Origin of the sequence: Shewanella morhuae (assembly GCF_900156405.1) — a bacterium.
In the GTDB taxonomy this organism is placed as follows: Bacteria; Pseudomonadota; Gammaproteobacteria; order Enterobacterales; family Shewanellaceae; genus Shewanella; species Shewanella morhuae.
The window spans coordinates 70063-82182 of record NZ_FTNN01000002.1; the positions used below are offsets into that span (position 1 = coordinate 70063).

The 12120-nt window shown below is 44.6% G+C and carries 11 protein-coding genes; 3 read left to right on the forward strand and 8 right to left on the reverse strand.

Annotation, left to right across the window (positions count from 1 at the left end; translation table 11 throughout):
* Positions 1-31: 31 nt before the first annotated feature.
* From rseP to rpsB, 8 genes are all read right to left on the reverse strand, one after another.
* Positions 32-1402, reverse strand: coding sequence for a sigma E protease regulator RseP (gene rseP / locus BW947_RS02675; protein ID WP_076496784.1), 1371 nt, complete (start codon positions 1400-1402; stop codon positions 32-34).
* 39 nt (positions 1403-1441) lie between these two features.
* The gene (ispC, locus tag BW947_RS02680) at positions 1442-2632 is read right to left on the reverse strand and encodes a 1-deoxy-D-xylulose-5-phosphate reductoisomerase (RefSeq protein WP_076496785.1); all 1191 of its coding nucleotides are present in this window, start codon (positions 2630-2632) and stop codon (positions 1442-1444) included.
* Positions 2633-2636: 4 nt separating this feature from the next.
* Positions 2637-3494, reverse strand: coding sequence for a phosphatidate cytidylyltransferase (locus BW947_RS02685; protein WP_076496786.1), 858 nt, complete (start codon positions 3492-3494; stop codon positions 2637-2639).
* 21 nt (positions 3495-3515) lie between these two features.
* Complete coding sequence (locus BW947_RS02690; RefSeq protein WP_076496787.1) at positions 3516-4343, reverse strand: isoprenyl transferase; 828 nt, start codon at positions 4341-4343, stop codon at positions 3516-3518.
* An 81-nt stretch (positions 4344-4424) separates the two neighbouring features.
* The gene (frr, locus tag BW947_RS02695; protein WP_076496788.1) at positions 4425-4982 is read right to left on the reverse strand and encodes a ribosome recycling factor; all 558 of its coding nucleotides are present in this window, start codon (positions 4980-4982) and stop codon (positions 4425-4427) included.
* Positions 4983-5003: 21 nt separating this feature from the next.
* Positions 5004-5741, reverse strand: a complete 738-nt coding sequence (gene pyrH / locus BW947_RS02700) for a UMP kinase (RefSeq protein WP_076496789.1) — start codon at positions 5739-5741, stop codon at positions 5004-5006.
* A 66-nt stretch (positions 5742-5807) separates the two neighbouring features.
* Positions 5808-6659, reverse strand: a complete 852-nt coding sequence (tsf, locus tag BW947_RS02705; protein ID WP_076496790.1) for a translation elongation factor Ts — start codon at positions 6657-6659, stop codon at positions 5808-5810.
* 121 nt (positions 6660-6780) lie between these two features.
* Positions 6781-7509, reverse strand: a complete 729-nt coding sequence (gene rpsB, locus BW947_RS02710) for a 30S ribosomal protein S2 (RefSeq protein WP_076496791.1) — start codon at positions 7507-7509, stop codon at positions 6781-6783.
* Positions 7510-7817: 308 nt separating this feature from the next.
* On the opposite strand from rpsB, the gene map reads away from it, so the two are divergent.
* Genes map through dapD form a run of 3 tightly spaced genes read left to right on the forward strand, consistent with a single transcriptional unit; the run spans position 7818 to position 12074 of the window.
* The gene (map, locus tag BW947_RS02715; protein ID WP_076496792.1) at positions 7818-8618 is read left to right on the forward strand and encodes a type I methionyl aminopeptidase; all 801 of its coding nucleotides are present in this window, start codon (positions 7818-7820) and stop codon (positions 8616-8618) included.
* A gap of 24 nt (positions 8619-8642) precedes the next feature.
* Positions 8643-11228: a bifunctional uridylyltransferase/uridylyl-removing protein GlnD gene (gene glnD, locus BW947_RS02720; protein ID WP_076496793.1), complete on the forward strand. Its 2586-nt coding sequence runs from the start codon at positions 8643-8645 to the stop codon at positions 11226-11228.
* A gap of 21 nt (positions 11229-11249) precedes the next feature.
* Positions 11250-12074: a 2,3,4,5-tetrahydropyridine-2,6-dicarboxylate N-succinyltransferase gene (dapD, locus tag BW947_RS02725; RefSeq protein WP_076496794.1), complete on the forward strand. Its 825-nt coding sequence runs from the start codon at positions 11250-11252 to the stop codon at positions 12072-12074.
* Positions 12075-12120 lie beyond the last annotated feature (46 nt).

The following is a 12120-nucleotide window of genomic DNA, read 5'->3' on the forward strand; positions in this document are numbered from 1 at the left end:
AGAGCACTTCTAATTATTAGTCTGTCCTTGCTCAGAGTCGGGCAAAATCATTGAAAAGCGCAATGCTCATCAACATCAGCAATATCGCTGCCCCAAACCTGAATCCTATTTCCTGCACCTTTTCAGATACAGGTTTACCAGTTATTACTTCAATAAAGTAATACAGCAAGTGTCCCCCATCGAGCACAGGTAAAGGCAGCAAATTAATGATGCCTAAATTGACGCTGATGAGCGCGAGGAACCTGAGAAAATAGACCAAGCCATAGTTTGCACTACTGCCCGCACCCTGTGCGATTGAAATAGGTCCACTCAGGTTTTTCACCGACACATCGCCGGTAAATAATTTGCCAATCATCTTAAAGCTCACAGCAACGAGTTGCCATGTTTTATCCGCTGCAATACCAAAAGAATCGATTGGTCCATATTCAAGTTGTAAACGCATATTGTCTGGCCATTGTGCTTGTGTTGGGCTCACACCAAGCACGCCGATTTGTTGACCATTTGCATTTTTACTGCTTAACGGTGTTACTGCTAGGTTAAATTGTTCACCATTACGACGCACAGTTAAACTCACAGGCACATTGGCAGAATGTTGAATAATGTCAACAAAAGCCTGCCAATCGGTATAATTTTCACCATTTATCGCGACTAAGGTATCCCCCACTTTTAGCTCGCTATTTGCAGCAGCGCTATCAGGACTAATTGCCGCAACGGTAGGCACAATTTCGGGACGATAAATACCTAAGCCTAAAGCCGTTATTGGGGATTCTTTCTCTGGGTCAAAATGCCAATTACGCGTATCGAGTTGATAGGTTTTATCATTAGAATCAAGTCCCTGCAAACCGTTTAAAGGCGTCAACGATACGCTCACGCTATCATCGCCGATGTGTCCTACTAAGGCTAAATTGACTTCCTCCCAATTACGCACGGCTTGACCCGAAATCGCGGTAATTAGCATAGGCTCTGTAACTTGAATTTGCGCGGCAGAAGTTTCAGGTATTGTCGATGTAATAACGGGCTTAAGCGACGGCACACCTATTAAATACATCAAATATAAAGCAGCAATAGCAAAGATAAAATTCGCTACTGGTCCCGCGGCCACAATCGCAATGCGCTGCCATACTGTTTTGCGATTAAATGCTTGGTGTTTTAATTCCTCAGGAACCTCTTCAACACGCTCATCGAGCATTTTAACATAGCCACCCAGCGGGATCATGGCTAACACATACTCAGTACCGTCTTTACCAACCCGACGCCAAATCGCCTTACCAAAGCCAATGGAGAAACGTTCGACTTTAACGCCGCAACGACGTGCAACGTAGAAGTGGCCATACTCGTGGGCGGTAATGAGCAAACCCAATGCAACGATGAAAGAACCCAAGTTCCATAAAAAATCTAACATCCCACTCCTTACATCCTTGATTAAATCACTCAGCTATAGCTAAGTTATGCTTGTTAATGTTTCACGTGCATAAACGCGGGTTTGAGCGTCTAGTGCTAAAATATCTTCTATGCTCGCCATTGGCCGTTTAGGCACTGTCACCAAACACGCTTCATTCACTTTGGCAATTTGCGTAAAACCTATTTGTCCCTGCAAAAAAGCCTCAACTGCTATTTCATTGGCCGCATTTAATACGGTTGTTGCCTCTTGGCCTTGGGCGCATGCCTCCATGGCCAATGCTAAACAGGGAAAACGATTAAAGTCAGGTTCACAAAAGCTTAACTGTCCGACTTTGAAAAAATCTAAAGGTTCAACACCGGAGTGAATTCTTTGCGGATAAGCCATACAGTGGGCAATGGGTGTACGCATATCGGGGTTCCCCATCTGAGCAATGACTGACCCATCGCGGTATTGCACCATAGAATGGATAACGCTTTGCGGATGAATAACGACTTTAAGTTGCTCAGTCCCAGTATTAAACAACCAGCGCGCCTCAATAAACTCTAAGCCCTTATTCATCATAGTGGCAGAATCGACAGATATTTTAGGTCCCATCGACCAATTAGGATGTTTACATGCTTGAGCTGGCGTCATAGCCCCAAGCGTTGCAAGATCTGAATGCAAAAACGGACCACCAGAGCCCGTTAATAAAATATGTGAGATACCTGATGCGGTTAAATCACAACGACCTAAATTAGCCTGAACTTCTTGGGGTAAACACTGAAAAATAGCATTATGCTCACTATCAACAGGTAAGAGCACTGCACCAGAACGCTTGGTCGCCTCGATAAATAACTCGCCCGACATCACCAGAGCTTCTTTGTTGGCCAATAATATCCGTTTGCCTGCTTTAACGGCTTCTAGCGTGGGCACTAGTCCCACCGCGCCAACAATCGCGGCCATTACAGTATCGACTTCAGCCGCCGTGACTAAACCGAGTAAATCGTTCATGCCAGTGGTGACTTTGATATTAAGCGCAGACGGTAAAGCAGCACGTAACTGCTTTGCAGCTGCCTCATCCATCATATGTGCTACTTTCGGCCGATGTGCCACGCACAAAGCGAGCATCTTATCTACGCTAGTATTAGCCACTAATCCATAAACACAATAAGCCGATGGATTAACCGAAATCACGCTTAAGGTACTGGCTCCAATAGAACCGGTAGCCCCTAATATCACCATATTTTGCATAGCGTTACATCCAGAATACAATGTAGATCAAGGTAAACACTGGCAAAGCTGCTGTTAGACTGTCGATGCGGTCGAGCACACCACCATGACCGGGTAAAATAGTGCCAGAATCTTTAATGCAAGCCGCACGCTTAAACATACTCTCAGATAAATCACCGAGTGCTGAAACTAAGGCAACAAATAAGGTCACTGCAACCACTAAGCCGAGTTCTTGCTCTGGAGAGTAATACATCACGCCAGCAACCACTAGCATAGTCGTCACTAAACCTCCAAGTAAGCCCTCAAGGGTCTTCGCAGGACTTACCGCCGGCATCAGTTTAGTTTTACCTATCGCTTTACCAACAAAATAAGCACCAGAATCGGCGGCCCATACAACCAACATCACCAGCAGTACTAAAATGGGACCAAAATACGCTGAGGCTTGCGAACTAATAGACTTAAGCGCTATTAGTGCGACAAAACAAGGCACTAATGTTAACTGGCCAAACATCGACTTAAACATCGGATTTTTTTGCCAAAACGCCGCACTTTTAGGATAAGTCACCACTAAAAATAATGAGACGACCCACCACAATGCACCAATATAAAGGATCGCCAAATAAATAGGATGTAACTGATTGCTCAGCCAAACTGCTTCGGTCGGAACGATGAGATTGATGGCAATCAACAGGATTCCGATTGTGCAGGTAAAACTCCATTGGGTGACGTCACACTGACTATCAATAATTCTTCCCCATTCTTTTGCAGCAATGAGAAATACGGCAACTAATGCCCAAGCAAAATAATTCGGTGGGAGGATAAATATCGCACCCAAGACTAATGGAATTAACCAAACTGCTGTTATTATTCGTTGTTTTAGCAAAAAAAAATCCCTCATGCGATTTTACAATGCGCGCATTTCATCTATCTGACTTCCAGTCAAACCAAAGCGACGCTGACGACTTGCAAAAATGGCAATCGCCTCATGAAAAGCCTGTTCATCAAAATCAGGCCAAAGGGTGTCGGTAAACACCAATTCAGCATAAGCTGCCTGCCACAGTAAAAAATTACTAATGCGGCAGTCCCCGCCAGTGCGGATCATTAAATCAACTTCACTCTGATTTTGCATGCACAAATGTTCACTTAAGGCTTCTTCGGTGAACTGACTGCTGTTCATTTCACCAGTTTCGACCTTTTGTGCTAATTTTTGTGCCGCTTGAAGTATGTCCCAACGGCCACCATAGTTAGCTGCAACATTTAGAATCAAGCCAGTATTGCCGGATGTTTTCTCTTGAGCTGTAGCGATTTGTTTTTGTAGGCGCACAGAAAAACGGCTAATATCGCCAATAATATTGAGCTTAACTTGGTTGTTATGCAGCAACTTAATTTCACGCTGCAGCACAGTAAAAAACAACTCCATCAACAAGCTAACTTCTTTGTCAGGTCGACGCCAATTCTCGCTAGAAAATGCAAACAAGGTTAGCGATTCAATTCCTAGTAGGCTTGCCGTACTGACGGCTCGTCTCACGGCCTTAACACCGGCCTTATGTCCCATGACGCGTGGTTTACCTTGGAGTTGAGCCCAGCGTCCATTGCCATCCATAATAATGGCAACGTGTTTGGGTAACAACTGGTTAACCAGTTCGGGCAATTGTCCAGGCAAGGTCGTTTGAGTGCATAAATTGCTCTCATTTGATCTAGGGTACGGATCAAGTTCCACTGTGGATGACATTTAATACAGCCCTTTAAAATAGACAAACGCCGTGTAGTATACCCCTACACGGCGCATCAACTCTAGCTTCTCGAACTGAGATTAGACTTCCATCAACTCAATTTCTTTGGCCGCTAAAATTTCATCAATCTTTTTAATGTGAGCATCGGTGAATTTTTGCACTTCTTCTTCGCTGCGGCGAACATCATCTTCAGTACACGCTTTAGCTTTCTCAAGTTTTTTAACTTCAGAAATTGCATCACGACGCACGTTACGAATGGCAACACGACCGTTTTCAGCTTCGTTACGTACCACTTTAATGAAATCTTTACGACGTTCTTCAGTCAGAGAAGGCAATGGAATACGTAAAGTGGCCCCTGCAGACATAGGGTTCAAACCTAAATCTGAGCTCATAATCGCTTTTTCAACGGCTTGAATAGCGCTACGGTCAAATACGGTTACCGATAGCGTACGAGAATCTTCAATACCCACGTTTGCCACTTGGTTTAACGGTGTCATCGTGCCGTAGTAAGACACTTGAATAGAATCAAGCAGGCTTGGATGAGCACGACCCGTACGCACTTTCGCCATTTGATTTTTAGTCGCGTCTACACATTTACCCATGCGTTCTTGCGCATCTTTCTTAATGTTCTCAATCACGTTAAATGTCCTTCTTGGTCATTAAATAACTTTTTTCGCTCTGATCAATGTGCCTTCTTCTTCACCCATAATAACGCGGCGTAGCGCGCCAGGCTTATTCATGTTGAAGACTAAAATAGGCATGTCATGATCTCGCGCCATAGTAAAGGCCGCTAAGTCCATTACTTTTAATTCTTTTTCCAGAATCTCTGTGTAAGTCATTTCATCATACTTAACAGCATCTGGATTCTTCATTGGGTCTTCGGAGTATACACCATCAACTTTTGTGCCTTTCAGCACAACTTCAGCTTCGATTTCAATGCCGCGTAAACAGGCCGCTGAGTCGGTGGTGCAAAATGGATTCCCAGTACCGGCAGCAAAAATAACCACTCTGCCAGATTTTAGCAAGCTTATCGCTTCAGCCCAGTTATAGTCGTCACACACACCCTTTAATGGGATAGCAGACATCAGACGAGCATTAACATAGGCACGGTGTAAGGCGTCACGCATGGCTAAGCCGTTCATAACCGTTGCCAGCATACCCATGCGATCGCCCACCACACGGTTCATACCCGCTTTTGCCAGGCCTTCACCGCGAAACAGATTACCACCACCAATAACTACGCCCACCTGAATACCCAGTTCAACCAGCTCTTTTACTTCCTGAGCCATGCGATCTAACACTTTAGGGTCGATGCCGAAGCCTTCGTCGCCCATCAGCGCTTCGCCACTTAATTTGAGAAGAATGCGTCTAAATGCGGGTTTTGGATTGGTGCTCATAATTTTTATCCTGGTATAACAAGACCGCAGCTATTGCCGCGGTCTTGGGGTATTTAGCGTAGGCTATTAAGCCTTTTTAGAAGCAGCGATTTGAGCAGCAACTTCAGCTGCGAAATCTTCTTCTTTTTTCTCAATACCTTCACCGACTTCTAAACGAACGAAGTTAGTGATTGTAGCGCCTTTCTCTTTCAAGAATTCGCCAACAGTTTTCTTTGGTTCCATGATGTAAGCTTGGCCAGTAAGAGAAATCTCACCAGTAAACTTCTTCATACGACCAGCAACCATCTTTTCAGCGATCTCAGCAGATTTGCCTTCGTTCATTGAAATTTCGATTTGCAGAGTACGTTCTCTTGCCACTAAATCTGCAGGAACATCTTCTGGATTAACGAATTCAGGCTTAGAAGCCGCAACGTGCATTGCGATATGCTTTAATGTTTCTTCGTCAGCATTACCAGCAACAACAACACCAATACGCTCACCGTGACGGTAAGAAGAAAGGTTAGCACCATCGATATATTCAACACGACGAATGTTGATGTTTTCACCGATTTTAGTCACCAATGCAACACGGGCATCTTCAAACTGTGCTTTTAAGTCTTCGATAGTCACTTTAGACGCTGCAGCAACATCTAATACTGCATTAGCAAAACCTAAGAAGTTTGAATCTTTAGCTACGAAATCTGTTTGGCAGTTAACTTCTAACAGTGCAGCGAAACCTTCGCCATTCTTAATTAGAATTGTGCCGTCAGCCGCGATATTACCGGCCTTTTTAGCAGCCTTGGCAGCACCAGACTTACGCATGTTGTCAATTGCTAACTCCATGTCGCCGTCAGTTTCTGTCAGTGCGTTTTTACAATCCATCATGCCTGCGCCAGTACGGTCGCGCAGTTCTTTAACTTGGGCAGCAGTAATTGCCATTGTTAAATCCTCTATAAAAAAATCGACTAATTTGCAGATATAAAACAGGGGCACAATGGCCCCTGTTAACCAATCAAAAAACTTGGTTAATAAGGGTGATGATAATCATCGCGCCTTATTATTATTCGGCTTCTACGAAACCGTCTTGCTCAGCTTGAACAGCCAAATCTTGACCACGGCCAGCTTTCGCAGCAGCAGCAACAGAAGAAGTGTACAGACGGATAGCACGCATAGCGTCGTCGTTACCAGGAACGATGTAATTAACACCATCTGGCGCAGAGTTAGTATCAACAACTGCAACAACAGGGATACCCAGGTTGTTAGCTTCTTTAATCGCGATATGCTCATGGTCAGCACCGATGACGAATAATACGTCTGGCAGGCCGCCCATGTTCTTAATACCACCTAAAGATTTTTCTAGCTTTTCAAGCTCACGAGTACGCATCAGCGCTTCTTTCTTGGTCAGCTTGTCGAAAGTACCGTCTACTGACTGTACTTCCAGCTCTTTCAGACGTTTGATTGACTGACGAACTGTTTTCCAGTTAGTCAGCATGCCGCCTAACCAACGGTGATCAACATAAAACTGATCACAAGACAAAGCAGATTCTTTGATCGCTTCGCCAGCAGCACGTTTAGTACCAACGAATAATACTTTACCTTTCTTTGAAGCTACGTTGCTGATGAAAGCAAGGGCTTCATTGAACATTGGCACTGTATGCTCAAGGTTGATGATGTGAACACCGTTGCGAGCACCGAAAATGAATGGCTTCATTTTTGGGTTCCAGTAACGGGTTTGGTGACCAAAGTGGACACCGGCCTGAAGCATATCGCGCATTGAAACTGTAGTCATTTCTATTACCTTAAAATTTAGGGGGTTAGACCTCCACGCATCCCATGTCTTCGACCCCTTATATAACCACTTAGGGCACCCCGAAGAATGTGTCGATACGTGTGTGATTTAGTATTTAGACAAATTGCCATGTATAATGGCCGCAATATTTAGTCTTGCTACCATCCAAACTGAGCATAAAGCCGGCGAGGACAATCCATCAAGACTTAAACATAACGGCGCGCTTTATACCATAAATAGCTCTAAAGCACAAATTTTTGCGTTAGATTGCGCCGCCACCGAACATTTAAGACAGAAGAGAAAACGCAATGAGTATCGTCATTAAGACAGCTGAAGAAATTGAGAAAATGCGGGCTGCGGGTAAACTGGCTGCCGACGTATTGGAAATGATCGCCCCTTATGTAAAACCTGGCGTAACCACCAACGAACTCAATGATATTTGCGCTCAATATACGCAAGAACAAGGCGCCATTTCTGCGCCACTTAATTACCATGGATTTCCTAAATCTATCTGCACTTCGATCAATAATGTTATTTGCCACGGTATTCCCAACGATAATCCGCCATTGAAAGACGGCGATATTCTTAATATCGATATCACTGTCATTAAAGACGGTTACCACGGCGACACCTCAAAAATGTTTCTTATTGGTGAAGTCAGTCCAAAAGATAAGCGTTTATGTCGTATTGCCCAAGAAAGCCTGTACTTAGCAATTCGTAAGGTTCGTCCGGGCCTAAAACTGGGCGAAATTGGCAATGCTATCGAAAAATTCATCAAAGCCAGCAAAACAGGCCTTGAGAAATACTCTATCGTGCAAGATTATTGTGGCCACGGTATTGGATCGGGGTTTCATGAAGAACCGCAGGTCATGCATTATCGCAATGGTGATAACACGATTTTACGTCCAGGCATGTGTTTCACCATTGAACCAATGATCAATGCGGGTCGGCACACCACCATACTCGATCGTGAGGATAAGTGGACGGTAACAACCTCTGATGGTAAAAACTCTGCCCAGTGGGAACACACTTTACTGGTAACAGACAAAGGCGTTGAAGTGCTCACACTGCGTAATGAAGAAGATTTTCCACGAATTATCAACCATTAATATATGGCAATAACAAGGGACTAAATGAACACAGCGCTACTGGCTAAACAAGCACTTATCGAACAAAACCAAGCCTTGCTCGCCCGTTTTCAAGCAAAGGCTCCAATTGTTGAACTGGTCTTGCAGCGCTGTCAGTTTGTCGATTCCCTTGTCAAGCACGTTTGGGCCCAACTTGGGCTCAATAGATTTGATATCGCGCTGATTGCAGTAGGAGGGTATGGTCGCGGCGAATTACACCCTCATTCAGATATCGATTTACTCTTCCTTTACGATAACAGCTTATGTGCAGATGCTGAAAATGCCCTCAGTCAATTCATCGCCTTTTTATGGGATGCAAACCTTGAGATTGGCCACAGTGTTCGCACCTTAGAAGACACACTTAGCTTAGGACGAGTCGATGTCACGATTGCCACGAACTTACTCGAAGCCCGCTTTTTAACTGGTACTGAATCCCTGTTTGACAGACTTTATGATGCCATTCGCCAAGGTGACTTTTGGACATCGAGTGACTTTTTTATCGCTAAACGTGATGAGCAAAATGCCCGTCATGCCAGAGCCAGTGCCTTCGACCTTGAGCCTAATATCAAAAGTTGCCCCGGTGGCCTGCGGGATATCCAAACGATAGCTTGGGTGGCTATGCGCCATTTTGGTGCCGCGCGTCTTGAAGAATTAGTCCAATACGACTTTTTAGAGCCCGCTGAACTAGAAGAGCTGCTCGAATGCCAGTCCTTTTTATGGACCCTACGTTTTGCCCTGCACATGACAGCAGGTCGCGATGAAAATCGCCTACTGTTTGATGTACAACGTCAAGTAGCAGAGCTTATGGGTTATGAAGATGCGACTCAGCTTGCCGTCGAACAAATGATGAAACGCTACTATCGCACGGTTCGCCGGGTGATGGAGCTAAACGAAATGCTGTTGCAGCTATTTAAGCGCGCCACATTAGGCCAAACAAAAGCACTTGAAATCCAATCAATAGACAAACACTACCAACGCCGTGGCACCTTCATTGAAGCCTTAAGCGACGATCTATTCGATAGTAGTGAAGAAATTGTTAGACTGTTTTTATTAGTGGCTAAAAACTCCAACATCAAGAGTATTTACGCGCCAACGCTACGTTCACTGCGCCGTGCTAGACGCGCCCAGCCACAGGCATTACAGGAAAATCCTCTTTGTCGCCAAGCCTTTATGGAGATTTTACGCCATCCTCGCGGCATAGTAGCCTTATCCTTAATGCATAAGCATGGTGTGTTATCGGCCTATTTACCGGCATGGCGCAATATTGAAGGTCAAATGCAGTTTGACCTATTTCATGCTTATACTGTCGATGAACATACCCACAGATTACTGCTCAATATTGAACGATTTTCACAAGCGGAACAAAAGGAAGAATTTCCTTTAGGCTCTGTGCTTATCAACCAATTACCCAAAAAAGGTTTACTCGTGTTAGGCGCTATCTTTCACGATATCGCCAAAGGCCGCGGCGGTGATCATAGCAAGCTGGGCAGCGTTGATGCCCTCGCCTTTTGTAAACTGCATGGCTTGAACGATCATGATGGCCGCTTAGTCGCTTGGTTAGTTGAAAACCATCTGGTGATGTCAATTACCGCCCAGCGCCGTGATATTTCTGATCCCGATGTGGTTGCCGACTTTGCGAGCAAAGTGCGCGATGCCGTGCATCTAAGTTATTTATACTGCTTAACCGTAGCCGATATCTGCGCCACCAACGAAAAAACCTGGAATAGCTGGAAAGGCTCGCTACTGCGAGATTTATATTTTTCGACCCAAAGAGTACTCGCTCGCGGTAAAGAAAAGCCGGTCGACATTCGAGCGCGGGTGCGCGAATCTCAAGCGAAGGCAAAAAAAGAATTACTACGCCGTGGGTTCAAAGAAAAAGATCTGGATATTTTATGGCAGCGCTTTAAAGCCGATTACTTTTTACGCCACCAGCCAAATCAACTGGCTTGGCACGGTGAAGCCATTTTAAAACACAAGCAATTCGACGAACCTTTAGTGCTCGTTTCAAAACATGCCACTCGCGGCGGTACCGAATTATTTGTTTATTGCCAAGATAGGCCTAAATTGTTCGCCACTGTGATGGCGGTACTCGACAATAAAAACATTACTGTCCATGATGCTAACATCATGACCTCAAAAGACAATTACGCACTCGATACCTTTGTTATTTTAGAGCAAAATGGTGAGCCTGTTAGTCAGCTATCGCGTATTCAAAGTGTGCGTAAAGCCCTTGAAAAAGCGCTGACAAGTGATAGTCCAAAATTGCCACGTTTTAGAAAACTATCACGTAAGATGAAGCCGTTTCATGTTCCAACACAAGTAAGCTTCCTTAAAAGTAGCCGTCAAGGGACCAGTATGATGGAGCTTATTGCCTTAGATAGCCCAGGATTACTGGCTAAAGTCGGTGATATCTTTTACCGTTGCAATACAACATTGCTCGCGGCCAAGATCACCACTATTGGTGAACGTGCCGAAGATTTTTTTATGCTGCAGACTAATGAAGGTTTACAGCTCAATGAACATCAAGAAAACACCCTCAGGGAAGCGTTAATCAGCGCCCTGGATGTAAAGAATATCGAATCCGTTAATTAACGAAACCAGTGGGAGAAATAAATGGAGGCTTTACGCCAACGTATTGAAGCAGCGTTTGAAGCGCGCGCCGATATCACACCGAGCACAGTCGATGCCAGCATTCGCAACGATGTGCAAAATGTTATCAATATGCTCGACAGAGGCGAAGTGCGTGTTGCCGAAAAAATCGACGGACAATGGCATGTACATCAATGGCTAAAGAAAGCCGTGTTACTGTCATTCCGTATTTTTGACAACGTGGTCATTGATGGTGCTGAAACCAAATACTTCGACAAAGTGCCGTTAAAATTTGCCGAATATGACGAAGCACGTTTTAAAGCAGAAGCCATTCGCGTAGTCCCATCTGCTACCGTGCGTAAAGGATCCTTTATCGGTAAAAATACCGTATTGATGCCATCTTATGTGAACTTAGGCGCCTATGTTGATGAAGGCACTATGGTTGATACGTGGGCGACTGTCGGTTCATGTGCACAAATTGGTAAGAATGTACATTTATCCGGTGGTGTTGGCATTGGTGGCGTATTAGAACCATTACAAGCTGGCCCAACGATTATCGAAGATAACTGCTTTATCGGTGCGCGCTCTGAGATTGTTGAAGGCGTTGTGGTTGAAGAAGGATCAGTGATTTCAATGGGCGTGTATATTGGCCAAAGTACGCGTATTTATGATCGCGAAACGGGTGAAGTCCATTACGGCCGCGTCCCTGCTGGCTCTGTCGTTGTGTCGGGCAACCTGCCGTCAGCCTGTGGTAAATACAGTCTTTATGCTGCCATTATTGTTAAAAAAGTGGATGCAAAAACACGCAGTAAAGTTGGTATTAACGAGTTACTACGTATCGTTGACTAATGATTGAACTGCTCGCGCTTAACTTATTATAAATTTAAGTGTAAAT

Bases quoted from the DNA above. Each gene is read 5' to 3' on its own strand.
- rseP (WP_076496784.1), bottom strand. From the start codon at position 1,402: ATGTTAGATTTTTTATGGAACTTGGGTTCTTTCATCGTTGCATTGGGT.
- ispC (WP_076496785.1), bottom strand. From the start codon at position 2,632: ATGCAAAATATGGTGATATTAGGGGCTACCGGTTCTATTGGAGCCAGT.
- BW947_RS02690 (WP_076496787.1), bottom strand. From the start codon at position 4,343: ATGTCATCCACAGTGGAACTTGATCCGTACCCTAGATCAAATGAGAGC.
- pyrH (WP_076496789.1), bottom strand. From the start codon at position 5,741: ATGAGCACCAATCCAAAACCCGCATTTAGACGCATTCTTCTCAAATTA.
- tsf (WP_076496790.1), bottom strand. From the start codon at position 6,659: ATGGCAATTACTGCTGCCCAAGTTAAAGAACTGCGCGACCGTACTGGC.
- rpsB (WP_076496791.1), bottom strand. From the start codon at position 7,509: ATGACTACAGTTTCAATGCGCGATATGCTTCAGGCCGGTGTCCACTTT.
- map (WP_076496792.1), top strand. From the start codon at position 7,818: ATGAGTATCGTCATTAAGACAGCTGAAGAAATTGAGAAAATGCGGGCT.
- glnD (WP_076496793.1), top strand. From the start codon at position 8,643: ATGAACACAGCGCTACTGGCTAAACAAGCACTTATCGAACAAAACCAA.
- dapD (WP_076496794.1), top strand. From the start codon at position 11,250: ATGGAGGCTTTACGCCAACGTATTGAAGCAGCGTTTGAAGCGCGCGCC.